Source organism: Agrobacterium sp. 22-209-1 (assembly GCF_053522485.1).
The window spans coordinates 167,862-182,620 of the sequence record NZ_JBNWCH010000003.1 but is presented as its reverse complement, the minus strand read 5'-3'; the positions used below and the strand labels follow the sequence as shown (position 1 = coordinate 182,620).

19 protein-coding genes are annotated in these 14,759 nt (G+C 59.1%); 9 read left to right on the top strand and 10 right to left on the bottom strand.

Going from position 1 to position 14,759, the window contains the following annotated elements; all coding sequences use genetic code 11:
• Positions 1–18: 18 nt before the first annotated feature.
• Positions 19–627 carry a 3'-5' exonuclease gene (locus ACQZ48_RS08790; RefSeq protein ID WP_077981770.1) on the top strand — a complete coding sequence of 203 codons (609 nt, stop codon included), beginning with the start codon at positions 19–21 and terminating at the stop codon, positions 625–627.
• 46 nt (positions 628–673) lie between these two features.
• A complete protein-coding gene (locus tag ACQZ48_RS08785) occupies positions 674–1,165 on the top strand; it encodes a CreA family protein (RefSeq protein ID WP_077981689.1) in 492 nt (163 codons plus the stop codon).
• A 35-nt stretch (positions 1,166–1,200) separates the two neighbouring features.
• On the opposite strand, the gene ACQZ48_RS08780 is transcribed toward ACQZ48_RS08785, so the two are convergent.
• Entirely contained in the window at positions 1,201–1,668 is a 468-nt protein-coding gene (locus ACQZ48_RS08780) for a chemotaxis protein CheW (RefSeq protein ID WP_004430791.1), read from the bottom strand.
• A gap of 225 nt (positions 1,669–1,893) precedes the next feature.
• Here ACQZ48_RS08780 and ACQZ48_RS08775 point away from each other — a divergent pair, with 225 nt between their 5' ends.
• The 3 genes from ACQZ48_RS08775 to ACQZ48_RS08765 all read left to right on the top strand — a co-directional run bounded on the left by ACQZ48_RS08775 (position 1,894) and on the right by ACQZ48_RS08765 (position 3,761).
• Positions 1,894–2,052, top strand: a complete 159-nt coding sequence (locus ACQZ48_RS08775) for a hypothetical protein (RefSeq protein ID WP_244614207.1) — start codon at positions 1,894–1,896, stop codon at positions 2,050–2,052.
• A 141-nt stretch (positions 2,053–2,193) separates the two neighbouring features.
• Complete coding sequence (gene sco, locus ACQZ48_RS08770; protein ID WP_077981691.1) at positions 2,194–2,802, top strand: cytochrome oxidase assembly protein Sco; 609 nt, start codon at positions 2,194–2,196, stop codon at positions 2,800–2,802.
• A gap of 80 nt (positions 2,803–2,882) precedes the next feature.
• The gene (locus ACQZ48_RS08765) at positions 2,883–3,761 is read left to right on the top strand and encodes a 50S ribosomal protein L11 methyltransferase (protein ID WP_448728737.1); all 879 of its coding nucleotides are present in this window, start codon (positions 2,883–2,885) and stop codon (positions 3,759–3,761) included.
• 147 nt (positions 3,762–3,908) lie between these two features.
• Here the strand turns inward: ACQZ48_RS08765 and ACQZ48_RS08760 are convergent, their stop codons facing one another.
• Positions 3,909–4,082 carry a hypothetical protein gene (locus ACQZ48_RS08760; protein ID WP_003522343.1) on the bottom strand — a complete coding sequence of 58 codons (174 nt, stop codon included), beginning with the start codon at positions 4,080–4,082 and terminating at the stop codon, positions 3,909–3,911.
• Between the two features lie 293 nt (positions 4,083–4,375).
• Between ACQZ48_RS08760 and ACQZ48_RS08755 the strand changes: the two genes are divergently transcribed.
• Positions 4,376–6,217, top strand: a complete 1,842-nt coding sequence (locus tag ACQZ48_RS08755) for an aminopeptidase P family protein (protein ID WP_448728736.1) — start codon at positions 4,376–4,378, stop codon at positions 6,215–6,217.
• Here ACQZ48_RS08755 and ACQZ48_RS08750 read toward each other — a convergent pair.
• Both ACQZ48_RS08750 and ACQZ48_RS08745 read right to left on the bottom strand, forming a co-directional pair.
• A complete protein-coding gene (locus ACQZ48_RS08750; RefSeq protein WP_374638364.1) occupies positions 6,214–6,528 on the bottom strand; it encodes an AzlD family protein in 315 nt (104 codons plus the stop codon). The genes ACQZ48_RS08755 and ACQZ48_RS08750 overlap by 4 nt on opposite strands.
• Positions 6,525–7,247, bottom strand: a complete 723-nt coding sequence (locus ACQZ48_RS08745) for an AzlC family ABC transporter permease (protein ID WP_077981695.1) — start codon at positions 7,245–7,247, stop codon at positions 6,525–6,527. The genes ACQZ48_RS08750 and ACQZ48_RS08745 overlap by 4 nt, the downstream gene beginning before the upstream one ends.
• A gap of 182 nt (positions 7,248–7,429) precedes the next feature.
• Here ACQZ48_RS08745 and ACQZ48_RS08740 point away from each other — a divergent pair, with 182 nt between their 5' ends.
• A complete protein-coding gene (locus ACQZ48_RS08740; RefSeq protein ID WP_077981696.1) occupies positions 7,430–7,666 on the top strand; it encodes a DUF2164 domain-containing protein in 237 nt (78 codons plus the stop codon).
• A 99-nt stretch (positions 7,667–7,765) separates the two neighbouring features.
• Here the strand turns inward: ACQZ48_RS08740 and pncA are convergent, their stop codons facing one another.
• Entirely contained in the window at positions 7,766–8,392 is a 627-nt protein-coding gene (pncA, locus tag ACQZ48_RS08735; protein WP_191217568.1) for a bifunctional nicotinamidase/pyrazinamidase, read from the bottom strand.
• A 458-nt stretch (positions 8,393–8,850) separates the two neighbouring features.
• On the opposite strand from pncA, the gene ACQZ48_RS08730 reads away from it, so the two are divergent.
• A complete protein-coding gene (locus tag ACQZ48_RS08730; protein ID WP_191217569.1) occupies positions 8,851–10,137 on the top strand; it encodes a DUF2778 domain-containing protein in 1,287 nt (428 codons plus the stop codon).
• A gap of 61 nt (positions 10,138–10,198) precedes the next feature.
• Here ACQZ48_RS08730 and ACQZ48_RS08725 read toward each other — a convergent pair whose 3' ends face one another.
• From ACQZ48_RS08725 to ACQZ48_RS08710, 4 genes are all read right to left on the bottom strand, one after another.
• Positions 10,199–10,624, bottom strand: coding sequence for a DMT family transporter (locus ACQZ48_RS08725; RefSeq protein ID WP_191217570.1), 426 nt, complete (start codon positions 10,622–10,624; stop codon positions 10,199–10,201).
• Positions 10,621–11,103 carry a DMT family transporter gene (locus ACQZ48_RS08720; protein ID WP_137410677.1) on the bottom strand — a complete coding sequence of 161 codons (483 nt, stop codon included), beginning with the start codon at positions 11,101–11,103 and terminating at the stop codon, positions 10,621–10,623. The genes ACQZ48_RS08725 and ACQZ48_RS08720 overlap by 4 nt, the downstream gene beginning before the upstream one ends.
• 96 nt (positions 11,104–11,199) lie before the next feature.
• Complete coding sequence (locus ACQZ48_RS08715) at positions 11,200–12,063, bottom strand: alpha/beta fold hydrolase (RefSeq protein ID WP_137410676.1); 864 nt, start codon at positions 12,061–12,063, stop codon at positions 11,200–11,202.
• Entirely contained in the window at positions 12,060–12,998 is a 939-nt protein-coding gene (locus ACQZ48_RS08710) for a choline ABC transporter substrate-binding protein (RefSeq protein WP_191217571.1), read from the bottom strand. The genes ACQZ48_RS08715 and ACQZ48_RS08710 overlap by 4 nt, the downstream gene beginning before the upstream one ends.
• A 98-nt stretch (positions 12,999–13,096) precedes the next feature.
• Here ACQZ48_RS08710 and betI point away from each other — a divergent pair, with 98 nt between their 5' ends.
• Positions 13,097–13,690, top strand: coding sequence for a choline-binding transcriptional repressor BetI (gene betI / locus ACQZ48_RS08705; protein WP_077981774.1), 594 nt, complete (start codon positions 13,097–13,099; stop codon positions 13,688–13,690).
• A 193-nt stretch (positions 13,691–13,883) separates the two neighbouring features.
• Here the strand turns inward: betI and ACQZ48_RS08700 are convergent, their stop codons facing one another.
• On the bottom strand, positions 13,884–14,696 hold the full coding sequence (locus ACQZ48_RS08700; protein ID WP_137410674.1) for a glycosyltransferase family 25 protein: 813 nt from the start codon (positions 14,694–14,696) through the stop codon (positions 13,884–13,886).
• Between the last annotated feature and the right edge of the window lie 63 nt (positions 14,697–14,759).

The following is a 14,759-nucleotide window of genomic DNA, read 5'->3' as shown; positions in this document are numbered from 1 at the left end:
AAACAACGGGAATCACTCTTGAAAACAATCGCCATCGATTTCGAGACCGCCAATGAGGAACGGGGCAGTGCCTGCTCCGTCGGGCTTGCGTGGATAGAGGACGGCGAGATCGTTCGCGTCGAGGAGCGTCTCATCCGGCCAAAGGACATGCGGTTTTCGTCCTTCAACATTGCCGTGCACGGGATTCGCCCTGACGATGTCGAGGACGCGCCGGAATTCCCTGAGGTGATGGAGGAGTTCATCGACGACTTCTACGGCGCCACCATGATCGCCCATAATGCCGCCTTCGATTTCAGCGTCATGCGGGCGTCCTTCGATAAATACCGGCAGTCCTATCCCGATCTTTCTTATCTATGCAGCGTCAAGATCGCCCGGCATGTCTGGCCCAATCTGGCGTCGCACAAGCTGAATGTCATCGCCCACCATCTCCAGCTACGTTTCGTGCATCACAATGCCGCCGAAGACGCCGTCGTCTGCGCGGCCGCGTCTATTGCCGCCGCCAAGGCGCTTCGCGTTGCCCATGTTCGCGATCTTCCGGAAAAGATCGGCATGGTCGCGGGGCGTCTCACCGCCACCGGCTACCAGCCCTGCAGCATGAAAAAACGCACCGTCTCCCGGGTTGCGTAACGGCGGCTTCCACCTATGTTTGAAGCAGCGTAACGGAGAAGATGCGATGACGAAGAAAACTCTGTCGGGTTTGTTTGCGGGCTTTCTGGCGTTGCTTCCAGTGACAGCGGCGCATTCGCAGGTGGTCGGTGAGGTCGGTGTCGACTGGATTGGCAACGACATCGTCATCGAGGCGATTGCCGATCCGAAGATCAAGGGTGTGACCTGCCACGTTACCTATTTCGACCGCGGTGTGATCGACCGGCTGAAAAACGGCAACTGGTTCGAAGACCCCTCCAACAACGCCATTTCCTGCAGCCAGACGGGACCGGTTGAGATCGGCGACATCGATCTGTCGAAGGGCGGAGAAGAGGTGTTCCGGCAGGGCATGTCGCTGGTCTGGAAGAAGCTCGTCGTCAGCCGCGTCTATGACAAGGGGAATGACACACTGATCTATCTGGTGCATGCGCGGGAGCTGACCGACGGTTCGGCCAAGATGGCGATTTCCACGGTGCCGCTCTATAACCAGCAGGTCACATGGCAAAAGGGCAAGCCGTAAGGCCCGCCCTCGCAGTTGCGCTATAGATGCCTGGATCAGGCTGCTTCGCGTGCCAACTCGTCCGCAATCACTGTGTCGAGGTTGAGGAAGCAAACCATGCTCTTTTCCAGCGCCACGATGCCGCGGCAGAAGCTGCGCTGCTCTTCCGGAATGATATCGGGCGCGGGCTGCAGGTCTTCGGAGCGGATGGTCATCATGTCGGAGACCTGTTCCACCAGAAGGCCGACCAGCTTGCCGCCGATATCGGTGACGATGATAGCGGAGCGCTCGGACGGTTCGGTCATTTTCATGCCGAGGCGGCCGGCCATGTCGATGACGGGAATGACGGCGCCGCGCAGGTTGATGAGGCCGAGAACATAGGGCGGGGTGTGCGGCATCGGGGTAACCGGCGCCCAGCCGCGGATTTCGCGGATCGCCATGATGTCGATGCAGAATTCCTGATCGCTCAGGTGGAAGGAAACGATTTCGAGATATGCGCCGGATTGTTTTATGGCGTTGGACATGACGGCAGGTTTCCTCTGATGGCTCTCTAACAGGCCCGCGCAGGATTGAGCTTTATGCGGTGGCCGGAGAATTGACCGGGAGACATCATGTCGAGGCTTGAAAACCGCTACGGTCATAATGCACAGCAAGATTTTAAACTTTCCCTAACAATTGCGGCTGCCCCGCCGGCAAAACCCAGTATTTTGGCGGTTTTCGCGCCCACGAAAACAGGTTATGATTGGCATATGAACGCGCTCGTTTCCCAGCCGCTGAAGTTTATTCTGGCTAGTCTTGCCGCTTTGGCCTCGCTTGCCGTCGTGCTTCTTGCCTTTGACGGCTGGGTGCGGCACGGCACGGATATTTTCCTTTCCACGGTGCAGAGCGGCATCGCATGGTGTCTGTGACGTGCTTTCCGGCTGCGGATTTGTGACAAATCAGCGCGGTTCCCGCAAATACGCCCAGTTGATTTGCCGTCCCGGTCGCCTTTCGTTATCTGTCTGTCAGGGCCAGCGACATGCCGCCGGCTTTCGGGGTAGGATTGGACAATGAGAAATATTCGCATCGTATTGTGGGCCGTCGTGCTCGTTCTCGCCGGCGTCGTCAGCTGGTTGACGATCGAAATGACGAAAACCCGGGAGCAGATGGTCGAGACGGCCTATGGCGTGCCCTTCCAACTCACGGCGCAAAATGGCCAGCCGATCACCGAAAAGGCGTTCCAGGGAAAGCCGACAGCGCTGTTCTTCGGCTTCACCCATTGCCCGGAAGTCTGCCCGACAACCCTTTTCGAACTGAACGGCTGGATGGAGAAGGTGGACCCGGCCGGCGACAAGCTGCAGGCCTATTTCGTCTCCGTCGATCCCGAGCGCGATACACCTGAGATCATGCAGCAATATGTCTCCAATGTCTCGAAGCGGATCACCGGCATCACCGGCCCGGCCGACAAGATTGCCGAGACTCTGAAGGGCTACCGCATCTATGCCAAGAAGGTACCGGTGGACGAGAAGGATCCGAATGGCGATTACACCATGGATCACACGGCGTCCGTGATCCTGCTTGATGCCAACGGCCGCTTTGCAGGAACGATCGCTTATGGCGAAAACCCTGACGTCGCCGAGCAGAAACTTCAGAATCTTCTGAAGGGTACGAAGGTTTAATTACGCGCAGCTTATTGGACTGACTGCGGTTTTGTGGCAAAGGCAGACGCAGAACTATTAGCCAGAGAAAGCAGCCCGCCGTGAGCGAAATCCGACTTTACGTCACCACGACCGAAATCCAGGCGGGTGAAATCCTCGATCTCATGTCGGACTATTTCGGCGAGGAGGATGTCGCGATCGCCACCACCGAGGTGGATGAGAAGCACGATATCTGGGAAGCTTCGGTTTATCTGATGGCCGATCAGGAAGAGGAGTTCCGCGAGCGCGTCAGCGCGCTGCTTGCTCCCGCATTTCCCGGTCTCGTCATCGAGAAGGAGACCGTTCCCGATGTCGACTGGATCGCCAAGTCTCTCGAGGGGCTGAAGCCGGTTCGGGCGGGGCGCTTCATCGTGCATGGCGCGCATGATCGCGACAAGGTGCAGGCGAACGATCTGGCGATTGAAATCGAGGCGGGCCAGGCTTTTGGCACAGGCCACCACGGCACGACGGCAGGTTGCCTTGAGATGATTGAGGAGGTTCTGCGGGCGCGGACCGTGCGAAATGCGCTGGATCTCGGCACTGGCAGCGGCGTTCTGGCAATTGCTGTGCGCAAGATGCGTCCCATTCCCGTGCTTGCGACGGATATCGATCCCATCGCCGTCAAGGTGGCGAAGGAAAATGTGCGGCTGAATGGCATTGTTTCCGGGATGGCGCTGGAGACCGCACCGGGTTTCCACTCGGATGCCTTCCGCAAGCATGGTCCGTTCGATCTCATCATCGCCAATATTCTGGCGCGGCCGCTCATCAAGATGGCGCCGCAGCTCGTCACGCATCTGGCGCCAGGCGGCACCGTGATCCTGTCGGGCATTCTCGCATCGCAGCGCTGGAAGGTGCTTTCCGCATACAATGGCGCAAGGCTTTCCCATGTCCGTACCATCTGGCGCAATGGCTGGGTAACGCTGCATCTGCGCAAGGACTGAAGTTCTCGCAACATTGATTTCCGACAAAAGAAAAGGCGGCGCTTTCGCGCCGCCTGGAAACCCGCGAGCATGGGAGGAGCTTGCTCAAGCGGGTCGACGTATTCCTGATCAGACGCGGTGGAGGGAGGATCGCCGCGCCGGAATTAATCAGAATACGTAGCTGGACTTTGCCTTGCGACGCAGATCGGCGCGGTTCATGCCGAGCGCTTCCAGCGACTTGTCGTCGAGGTTCAGAAGGGCGGCGTTGACATGGCGGCTGACCTGACGCTCGCGTGCTTCAACAACGCGATCGAAGGCGGTGCGGAGGAAAGATTTTGCCATTTCTTCAAATCCTTGTTTGCCAGGAGAGTGTCTCTCTCGCTGTGTTGATCTGAAGATAAGCGATGTGTTTTTGTTTAGTTAGAGGGGATATGTCAGGTTAGATATGCGTTTGATGCATGTCGCTTCGCCTAGAGTATTACTTATTTTGCGAAATATGCACAATTTGTCGCCGCAATCCGATCTGTCATATATGGCTTGAAACCGGCTTTGTCCGCGTGGCATTGTCGTTGCGCGCCAATGATTTGACGGCGCAACCTTGCTGCTTTTCTCATGACAGTTCCCGAAAGACGCCCATGTTCCAGACCTTCGAAAACAAATCCGCGCCGCAATTTGGCAAGGCCCGCGTCGAGGCGCTGCGCGCCGGTTTCGATGCCCTTGGCATCGACGGTTTTCTGGTGCCGCGCGCCGATGAATATCAGGGGGAATATGTGCCGGAGTGTGCCGAGCGCCTGTCCTGGCTTACCGGCTTTACCGGTTCCGCCGGCATTGCGCTGGTGACGCGCACGGAGGCGGTGGTTTTTGTCGATGGCCGTTATACGACGCAGCTCAAGTCGCAGGTCGATCAATCGATCTTCAGCGGCGGCGATCTGGTTGGCGCGCCGCCTTCCGTCTGGCTCGCCGAACATGCTCCGCAGGGTTTCCGGCTCGGCATCGATCCGTGGCTGCACACCGGCGCGGAGTTGAAGCGGCTGGAAAAGGCGCTTGCCGGCAGGGGCGGTTCGGTCGTTCTCCTGGAAAAGAATCCGCTCGATGCCCTTTGGCAGGACCGTCCCTCCGAGCCGCTGGAGCCCGTCGTTATCCAGCCAGAGGCCTTTACTGGCAGGCTGGCGAAAGAAAAGATCGCCTCGCTGGCGGAGACGGTCTCGGCAAAGAGCGCGGACGCCCTGCTGGTTACCGATCCATCCTCCATCGCCTGGATTTTCAATCTTCGCGGCAACGACGTGCCGCACACGCCGCATCCACTCGCCCGCGCCATCATCTATGCCGACGGCAGGGCAGATATTTTTCTCGACAAGCGCAAGACGGGCATCGAGACCGAGGCCTATCTGGCGCAACTCGCGACACAATTGCCGCCGTCGAAGATCGCTGACCGTCTGCATGCCATTGCAAGCGCCAAGGGCCGCGTCATGGTGGATGCGGACCTGACCCCGGTGGCGCTGACCGGCGCAATCACGGCGGCGGGCGGCTCGCTGATCGAGGAGGCCGATCCCGTTCGCCTGCCGCGCGCGCGCAAGAACAAGGCGGAGCTGGCCGGCTCGGCAGCCGCCCACGTGCAGGACGGCGCGGCCATGGTCGAATATCTCTGCTGGCTGGACCGCCAGCAGCCGGGCAGCGTCACCGAAATCGCCGCCGTCAAGGCGCTGGAAGCCGCTCGGGTCAAGGTGGGGCAGGGGCTGCAAAACCCGCTGAAGGACGTGTCTTTCGATACGATTTCCGGCGCTGGCGAACATGCCGCCATCATCCATTACCGCGTCACCACCGATACCGACCGCACACTTGCGGAGGGGGAGATGTTCCTCGTCGATTCTGGCGCCCAATATGTCAACGGCACCACTGATATCACCCGTACCATTGCAATCGGCGCCGTCCCGGAAGAGCAGAAGCGTTTCTTCACACTGGTGCTGAAGGGCATGATCGGTATCAGCACCGCACGGTTTCCGAAGGGAACGCGCGGTTGCGATCTCGATCCGCTGGCGCGTATCGCGCTCTGGAAGGCGGGGGCGGATTATGCTCATGGAACCGGCCACGGTGTCGGCTCCTATCTCTCCGTGCATGAGGGGCCGCAGCGCATTGCAAGGCTTTCGACGCAGGAGCTGCTGCCCGGCATGATCCTGTCCAACGAGCCGGGTTATTACCGTCCCGGCGCTTTCGGCATCCGCATCGAGAACCTCGTCTATGTGCGTGAGGCGGAAGACGTGGCCGGCGGCGACCAGCCGATGCTTTCCTTCGAGACGCTGACCTGGTGCCCCATCGACCGCCGGCTGGTCGTCGTGTCCCTGCTGACCGATGAGGAACTCGACTGGCTGAACGCCTACCACGCCGACGTTCTGGAAAAGCTCTCTCCGCTCATCACCGATGAAGAGGTGAAGGTGTGGCTCGTTGCCGCGACGAAGCCGCTCGAGCGGGCCGCCTAAAACAGCGAGAAGTGCCTGATGGCGATGACGATGGCCCAGCCGATGGCGAGCATCGTCAGGCCCGGAAAGCGCAGGCAGACCAGAAGGGCCGCCACCATGCCGATCTTCACCTCGTATCCGCCTTCGAAGAAGGCGGGTGCGACGAGCGTGGTCAGAACCGCAACCGGCACGGCGTTCAGCCCGGCCTCCATGCGCGGCGGAATGGATTTCATCCGCGTCATCAGCACATAGCCGCCGATCCGGGTGAGATAGGTGGCGATGGCGGCGAGCGCGATCAGGATCATCGTATCGGCGTGCAGCATGTCGCTCATGGTGTGTCCGCCTTGCTTTCGGGATTGGCCGCTTCACCGTTTGGTTTCGGCGGATAGAGGACCGCAACGACAATTCCGGCAACCGCGCCGAGGCTGACATGCCAGGGCGAACCGACGAAATGATAGGCGACCGTCGCGCCGGCAGCGCTTGCCAGCATGACCGGATAGAAATTCTCCCGTTGGCGGAAGCTTAAGACCATGCCCATGAAATAGATCGGCAAAAGCACATCAAGCCCGATGGCTTTCGGATCGCCGACCATATTGCCGAGCGATGCGCCGAGAATGGTCATGGCCAGCCACAGCACATAGACCGGCGCTGCAAAGCCCATGTACCAGGAAAAGCCGACCGTGCCGGTATTTTCGTATTTTCTGACCGATTCGGCGAATTGCGGATCGACCAGCACGAAGAAGCCCGCGGCTTTTTGCAGGAAAGACCAGTTCGAGATCATCCGGGCAATGGCGGCGGAATAGAGGATATGGCGGAAATTGACGGCGAAGACAGATAGAACGATCAGCCAGGGGGCAACCTTCTGGCCGAACAATTCGATACCGACGAGCTGGCTCGCGCCCGCATAGACGGTGCCGCTCATGATCGTGGCTTCGGTGACGCTGAGCCCGTTATCGACTGCGACCGCGCCAAACAGCGCACCGAAAGGGGCGGCGGAGAGGGCGATCGGGAAACCGCTCTTCAATCCCTCGCGAAAATCTGCATTGAACATGTCTGGAAACTCCTTGCCGCCGCTCTATCGCCGTCCCGTCCGGCTGGCAAACGAATTGCATGAATGGATCGATTGATTAACTTGAAGCTTCCGTTACGGTAACGCCCGATATGGCCGGTGCCGGACGGACGGATTGACGGCCTTCCTGCCGTATCCCTCAATAGTCAGACGATGGAAGATCGATGCTGGAAAAGCAGGACAAGGCCGATCTGGCCGCACGCATCAGGGCTTATCTCGCCCGGGAGACCGAAGCCGAGATCGGCCAGCTGCAGGCGGAAATCTTTGTGGATTTTCTGGCCGAGGAGCTGGGGCATGTTTTTTATAATGAGGGGCTCAGGGATGCACACGCCGCGATCTTGAGACGCCTTGAGGATGCGGCAGGCGATATCGACGTGCTGGAGAAGCCGAAGCCGCGCTAATGGCGCTCTCCTTCCTCATCCCTGTGCTCGTCACAGGAGGGAGGGGGAGTAAGGGATCCGCCCTGTCCGGTAGCGTTCGGTTTTTGAACCCGACGGGCCCTAGTCCCGCAAAATGTCGCGGCTTTTGAGAATGGCCGCGCCTTTTTCCCGCATCGTCGAAATCGCGGCCTTGATGCCCTGCGGATCGATGCCGCGGCTGGCATCTTCTATAAAACGGACATTCACACCAGGCAGCATGTCGAGGGCATCGAGCACCGAAAAACTGACGCAATAATCGGTGGCAAGGCCGCACACGTCGAGTTGTGTGACACCCTGACGGCTCAGATAGTCCGCCAGTCCCGTTGTCGCGCCCTGGTCATTGTCGCGAAAGGCGGAATAGCTGTCGACGGCGGGGTTTTCGCCCTTCTGCTGAATATAATCGAAGGCGTCCGTTTTGAGGTCAGGGTGGAATTCCGCATCCGGCGTGCCCTGCACGCAGTGGTCCGGCCATATCATCTGCGGTTTGCCGGAGAGTTCACCCATGTCGAAGGGTTTCTTGCCGGGATGCTGAGACGCGAAGCTGCCGTGATTTTCCGGGTGCCAGTCCTGTGAGGCGACGATGAGATCGTAGCCGCCATTGTCGATCAGGGCATTGGCGATGGGTACGACCCTGTCGCCATCGGCAACGGCCAGATTTCCGCCCGGGCAAAAACCGTTCTGGATATCGATGAGCAGCAGCGCCTTCATGATGTGCCTCCCTTTTCAGGGCAGGATGCCAAGCCGGCTTTGACGGATCAAGTCCCTTTCGACCCATCCGGCCGCCACAAGTGCGTCGGCCAGCTGTTTGCCTTGTCGCAGTCCTGCCGCATTTGCAGCAAATTTCTGGCCAAGTCGGAACTTACCTGACAATGCGGCGGCGGAAATTTTTTGGGCCGATGACGCCCCTTTTGAGGGGCATTTTCCGGGACGATGCCGTGCGGATGCACGCAGTACCCGCGCAAGTCATTGTTTTGCCTTCGCCTTCCAATGTGCAGACCTTAACGAAATATTTTTGCAGGGACTCGTAAACACTTTGGTTACCATAATTCGTCATGCTTCGAACCAGTCAGTTCCGAAACCGGCGTGGTGTTTGCCCGCCCTTCGGATGTCCAAAAATCCCTCCGGCGTCGGCCGGGTGTGCGTGAACGGTTCGAGTAACGAGTATCATGGCGTTTTCTGCTGCGGCCTATAATGGCGCCGGTCTTGCCGGTTCGTATTCCGTCAAAAGAGGCAAATCCTTTTCGTTCGGCCGAATGTCCGCTCTTCTCGGCGGCGGCGCCTTTGCCAGCCTTTTCGCCTTTGCCGCCTTCGCCTCGCTGCACAGCATGGCTGCCGCTTCGCATGGTGTCGGGCAGTTTGAAAAGACGCTGGTGACGCGATTCGCTTCCACTGAGACGGCAATTGCCCACGCGGCCGGACGGGATATTCACGTGCGCAAGTTTTCCCGTTTGAGCGACCACAGCCATGGCCAGCAGAAGGCGGTTCGCCTCGCCGGCATCCTCCCCGAGATCGGTGCGAAGGAATTCGGCGAGCGCTTTGGCGCGGCTGCCAATGCAAAAGGGCAGGCGACGGTGACGCAGCTTGCCGCGCTCAAGCCGTCGGCGATCGTCGATTCGGCGCTGGCTCGCACCTCCGAGGTTGCCTATCAGGGCGCCGTTCCGCAGCATCCGGCATTTGAAGTGGCGCTGGCGCGGCCGCAGATCGAGGAAGAGGCAAGCAGCCTGCTGCCCGATGATGTGCCGCTGCCGAGCTTCCGTCCCGAGGTTGCGACGGCTCAGACCGTTGAACCGTCACCGCGTCCCGCGGCACCGTCCAAGACCGATGAACATGGTCCGGCCGTTGCTTCGGCACCGGCTTTCGATGCGCCGGTTCCCCTGAGGGCACCTGCGCCGCCGAAGCAGAGCACCGGCGCCATGCTCGCTTTTGCGAAGCCTGACAATCCGATACGTGAACCGAGCAAGATGGATGCGGTTCCGTGGCCGGATCGCGGCAACGGCACGGCGATCTACGATATTTCCTCCGGTATCGTGCATATGCCGAATGGCGAGAAGCTCGAAGCGCATTCCGGCATTGGCAAGATGCGCGACAATCCCGATTACGTGCATGTGAAGATGCGCGGCTCGACGCCGCCTTCCAGCTATCGTCTGACGATGCGCGAGGCGCGGTTCCACGGCGTTGAAGCCATTCGCCTGACGCCCGAAAACGGTGTTAACCCGCATGGCCGTGACGGTCTTCTGGCGCATACCTACATGCTGGCGAAACGCGGCGAATCGAATGGCTGCGTGGTATTTCGCGATTACCCGCGCTTTCTGGCGGCCTTCAAGCGTGGCGAAGTCAAGCGCATGGTCGTGGTGCCGAAGTTGAACGGCAACCGCCCGACACTTGCGAGCAGCGGCGGTAAAAGCGGCGGCAAGACATTGCTCGGCATGTTCTCGCGCGACAGCGATTCTTGAGCTTTCCTGATTCTGTGCATTCTCCGGGCGTAGAGCCGTTGCGACTTCTGTCGGAAATGCTCTAGCGGCCGCGCCGCTGTGTCAGCACCATACCGGCGATGATGAGCAGGATGCCGAGTGCGCTTGCCCAGAGTCTCGGCGGATGGTCGCCGAAAAGATCGAGAACCACGCCTGAAACCATCTGGCCGCTGATGACCAGAAGGGCGGTATTGACCGCACCGATGCGCGGAATGAGCCAGCTTCCCGAAGCGATGAAGACGACGCCGATAGGCCCGCCGATAAAGGCAAGCCAGGGCGCATCCGCCGCGCCCGGCGGAATGAGGCCGCCGACGATGAGGCCGATGACCGTCAGCACGGCGAAACCGACGATATGGTTCCAGAACGACGCGATGAGCGGCGAGTTTGACAGGCTGAGGCGGCCGTTGATCTGGCGGCTCAGCGCCACGAAGACGCCGCCGGTAAAAGCCATGGCGATCCAGGCGATCATGTCGTTCTCCCGACAAGGATGATAAGCGCGCTGCCGCAGAGAATGAGCGCCACCGCCGCCATGTCCCGCAGGTCCGGCTTTCTTTTGGGCAGGCCGAACAGGCCGAAGAGATCAGCCAGCAGGCTGAAAATCACCTGTCCGCCAAGCCCGAGCGCAATGGTGCCGGAGAGCGCCAAAGGCGAATTGACGGCGGTGGAGGTGAGAATGACGATGGCCGCACCCACGACCCCGCCGCAATAGGCCCATAACGGCGCTTTCGGTTTTTCTGCCGCGCCGGCGTCTTTCTTCGGACGCATGATGGCGAGATAGATCAGCGCTGCCACCGTGCCGGTGCCATGCGCTGTCCAGGACGAAAACAGCGCATTGCCGTAATGGGCAAGCTGACCGTTGAAATGCACCATCAATGTCAAAAGACAGCCGCTTGCGAAGGCGGCGGTGAGATGTAGCGGGTTGAGGCGAGGATGCGTCGTGTTTGTCATGGCCGGCCGAATTTTGTTCACGCTCGGAAGCGTTATCGCATCGGCGCCGCAAGCGAAATCGAATTCTCCATGTTTCCTGAATTCATACGGAGAGCGTCAGCTCCCCCGAGCGGATGCCTCAACGCTGCGAACCGGGATGGCGTCTGTCATCACTTCGGCGAGGAACTCTGTAATCAATGTGGAAACACATTTCGGGTCTTCCCAATGTGGATTGTGGCCATGGCCCGGTAGCGTCACGCTTTGCGCGGTGGGAAACGCCTCGGTGAGTTGCCGCTGATGGGTTTCGTCGAACAGAGGGTCTTCAGAACCGGAAAGGCAAAGTATCGGTGCATTTATTTTGGATGCGCTGTGGTGCAGGTTCGTTTCTCCGAAGGCCTTCAAAACGCCATGCCATGTCGATGCGGGCATATTTGCCGCGTCCCGCTTCATGAAGGAGAGGAATTCGTCGCTGACGGGATGGCAGCAGGAATACCAGTCACTTAGGAAACCGTCGGCCGGCTTGATTGGATCGCGCAGCGCAAGAATATCCCTGGAAAGCCTGCTTTCGGCACCGAAGTCGGGTTCCAGCGTACCCGAGATCAGAGTGAGCGCGCGGATGGAATGGGGCCGCCGAGAGGCCAGTTCGATTGACGTCATCGCACCCATGGAATGGCCAAGCAGAAAGAAGCGCGAGATGCCCATGAGCGTCAGGAAGTGATCTATCGTTTCCGCGAAGTCCGAGACGTGAAAACCGTGACCCAAGGAGGATGCACCGTGGCCGGGTAGGTCAGGAGCAATCAGCCGGTATTCCTGGAAATACGGTTCGAGGACAGAAAAGCTGCGGCTGGTGTCGGAAAACCCGTGCAGCATCAACAGCACCGGGCCGGGGCCGCCGGTGTCTATAAAGGACAGTCGGCGCTTGCGCGGCAACTCTATGTAACGTTTGCGCTTTTCCCAATCGTCAAGATAAACCGACGTCATAGGCCGAGACCCGCCTTGACGGCTGCAAGACCGTTCTGACCGTCAAAGGTGGACACGTCTTTCAACCATGTCTCAAGCCGTTGCGGTTCCGCCTTGAGCGCCTGTGCCGCCGCGTCCTCCGGCGACAGGCCGCCGTTCATGATCAGATCCATGCCCTTATTTTCGTATTCGACATCAAATTCCAGGTTTTGGAGCAGCTTGGCTACATTGGGGCATTCCTGCGTATACCCTTTGCGGACCTGGGTATCGACGGTGGCCGCACCAAAGTTGGGTCCATAGAATTTGTCGCCGCCCGTCAGATATTTCATGTCGAATTTGCTGTTCATCGGGTGCGGCGCCCAGCCCTGGAAGACGATGAAAGACCTGTTGCGGCTAAAGCGCGCTACCTGGGAAAGCATGCCCTGTTCGCTGGATTCAACGACCTCCCAGTCTTTGAGGCCGAGCGACGGATCGTTGACGGCGTCCAGCATCAACTGGTTCGAACCGGGTTCTATGCCGTAGAGTTTTCTGTCGAACTTGTCGGCAAATTTCTGCAGGTCGGTGAAGTCCCTGACGCCGGCCTCCCAGGCATAGGCCGGCACGGCGAAGGTGTACTTGGCGCCCACGAGGTTGGTGCGGACTTTTTCGACCGATCCATCTTCCTTGTAGGGCTTGTAATAATTGACCATCGCCGGATCCCAGTAACCGAGGAAAACGTCGAGGTCCCTGGTCTTCAGGCTGGTGTAGATGACGTCAATTCCGAGCAACTGGCTTTGCGGCTCGTAACCCAAAGCCTTCAAAAGCGTCGTGGCTATACCGGTCGTGAAGGCGAGGTCATTCCACCCTGGTTCGGCCATGCGCACGATTTTGCAGGCTTGCGGATCAGCCGCGAAAGCGGCGCTTTGTCCCGCCGCAACAAATGCCGCCGCCGAAAAAAACTCCACCCATCTTCTCATGAGGCAACCTTTTATCTTAGCGGTTACTAAATTGACCGGTGGGACAATAATTGATCTTTCCGGAAAATTTGTCAATGTGCTTTTGCAAGGAGATCGAAATGCGACTCACTAAAATAAGCGATATTCGCCGCGCCGAACTGAGACGCGCGGCGTTTGAAGTGCTGCAGAAAGAGGGGATGGCGGGGGCGACGCTCGAGAGGGTCGCGGCACAAGCCGGCGCCTCCAAAGGAATCGTGCTGCATTATTTCGCCAGCAAGCAGGAACTGTTCGAACATGCGATGCGGGAGGCCAATTTGAAGTTGGCGGAGGTCGTCGTTGCACGCCTCAAACGCGCCTCCAGTCCTCGTGAAAGGCTCGACGCGATTATCGAAGGCAATTTCGACGAGAGCTTTTTCCAGCCATCGATCTGCCATGCCTGGCTTTCACTGTGCGCTGAGATTCCCCGCGAGCCGCAGCTTGCGCGCATCCAGAAGGTGATCCATGCGCGCATGCGCTCGAATCTGCTCTCCGCACTAAGGCATCTCTTGCCGCAAGAGGACTGTGAGCCCGTCGCGCTGGGCATCACCACGCTGATCGACGGGCTATGGCTGCGGTCCGGTCTGCAATCTGGAGGGCTGTCGAGAGAGGAGGCGATGGCCCAAATGCATGACTACCTGTCACACAGATTACCAAACCCGGAATCGGCCGTCTAAGGCTCGCCGTGCCAAAGGCAAGAGCTGTGATGGAACCAGCCTTCGTCTTCCGCATTATTCCGGCATGAAGAAAACGACACGCAAACCATTGAACAGGATGACGATTTTCGTCATTTCGCTTTTTATTCTCGCAGCCGTGGTCGCGGCGGTTTATCTCATCGGCTTCACGCCCGGAGAGGCCTGATCCGGCGGGTCAATGGCCGGCGGGTAAGGTCTTTCGCTTTCTGCCTTCAAGTGCAACACGCGCCTTGGCGACGGCGAAGCGAATGCCGCGCAACAAGAATCGGCTGGTTTCCAGATAGGCGCGATAGGGCAAAACGGTGAAATAGCGCCAGCGCGGCAGGCGGTAGATGCGCAGATTATTCTGGATTTGGCTCTCCCCGTCCGCATCCTGCGTCGCGCAGAGCGGGTAGAGGAAGGCCGCCTTCAGCCCCGCTAGATATTCCAGATCGAATGCGATGTCATAGGCGAGCCGCATGGGGATCAGCTTCGATATCCATTTTCCGGCGCGGCGGTTGACGAGATAGGCTCCCGATCCTTTTTCCCGTGTGAGCGCAACGGCGAGAGAGCGACCGTTGGAAAGCGGGCGGAACGGAAATTTCCGGCCATTGCTCACCGTCGTGAGCCGTAGCAAATCCCAGTCACCGCCGTTCAACACCGCCTCGTCGATGGCGTTGAGAAAATCATCGTCGAAGACCACGTCATCCTCAAGGATGAGCGCGATATCGGCATCGCCCGCCATGAATTTATTGGCGCAGGCGACATGGCTGAGATAACAGCCGATTTCCGGCGGCGAGGTGCGGCGGCCATGCATCAGCATGTAGGAGAGCTCACTGAATTCCGGGATGGGATAATTCAGTTCCCTGCCATTGACGCCGGGCACACGCTCCGCTTTCAGCCCCATGGCGTCGAGGCGGGCGTTCATGTCGGCAAGGCGCTTTGTGGCGCTGTCCATATTGATCAGGAAAACCGCAAGCGTGCGCTGGCTTTTTGGTAATTTATGCAAAGCAGTCCTCGCCCGGTTTTCATGTCTCCATTGCAACTCCTTTATTGCAACAGAATGATGTGG

Excerpts from the sequence above, each read along its gene's own strand:
- ACQZ48_RS08785 (WP_077981689.1), top strand. The coding sequence starts at position 674 with ATGACGAAGAAAACTCTGTCGGGTTTGTTTGCGGGCTTTCTGGCGTTG.
- ACQZ48_RS08780 (WP_004430791.1), bottom strand. The coding sequence starts at position 1,668 with ATGTCCAACGCCATAAAACAATCCGGCGCATATCTCGAAATCGTTTCC.
- ACQZ48_RS08775 (WP_244614207.1), top strand. The coding sequence starts at position 1,894 with ATGAACGCGCTCGTTTCCCAGCCGCTGAAGTTTATTCTGGCTAGTCTT.
- sco (WP_077981691.1), top strand. The coding sequence starts at position 2,194 with ATGAGAAATATTCGCATCGTATTGTGGGCCGTCGTGCTCGTTCTCGCC.
- ACQZ48_RS08760 (WP_003522343.1), bottom strand. The coding sequence starts at position 4,082 with ATGGCAAAATCTTTCCTCCGCACCGCCTTCGATCGCGTTGTTGAAGCA.
- ACQZ48_RS08755 (WP_448728736.1), top strand. The coding sequence starts at position 4,376 with ATGTTCCAGACCTTCGAAAACAAATCCGCGCCGCAATTTGGCAAGGCC.
- ACQZ48_RS08750 (WP_374638364.1), bottom strand. The coding sequence starts at position 6,528 with ATGAGCGACATGCTGCACGCCGATACGATGATCCTGATCGCGCTCGCC.
- ACQZ48_RS08745 (WP_077981695.1), bottom strand. The coding sequence starts at position 7,247 with ATGTTCAATGCAGATTTTCGCGAGGGATTGAAGAGCGGTTTCCCGATC.
- ACQZ48_RS08740 (WP_077981696.1), top strand. The coding sequence starts at position 7,430 with ATGCTGGAAAAGCAGGACAAGGCCGATCTGGCCGCACGCATCAGGGCT.
- pncA (WP_191217568.1), bottom strand. The coding sequence starts at position 8,392 with ATGAAGGCGCTGCTGCTCATCGATATCCAGAACGGTTTTTGCCCGGGC.
- ACQZ48_RS08730 (WP_191217569.1), top strand. The coding sequence starts at position 8,851 with ATGGCGTTTTCTGCTGCGGCCTATAATGGCGCCGGTCTTGCCGGTTCG.
- ACQZ48_RS08725 (WP_191217570.1), bottom strand. The coding sequence starts at position 10,624 with ATGATCGCCTGGATCGCCATGGCTTTTACCGGCGGCGTCTTCGTGGCG.
- ACQZ48_RS08720 (WP_137410677.1), bottom strand. The coding sequence starts at position 11,103 with ATGACAAACACGACGCATCCTCGCCTCAACCCGCTACATCTCACCGCC.
- ACQZ48_RS08715 (WP_137410676.1), bottom strand. The coding sequence starts at position 12,063 with ATGACGTCGGTTTATCTTGACGATTGGGAAAAGCGCAAACGTTACATA.
- ACQZ48_RS08710 (WP_191217571.1), bottom strand. The coding sequence starts at position 12,998 with ATGAGAAGATGGGTGGAGTTTTTTTCGGCGGCGGCATTTGTTGCGGCG.
- betI (WP_077981774.1), top strand. The coding sequence starts at position 13,097 with ATGCGACTCACTAAAATAAGCGATATTCGCCGCGCCGAACTGAGACGC.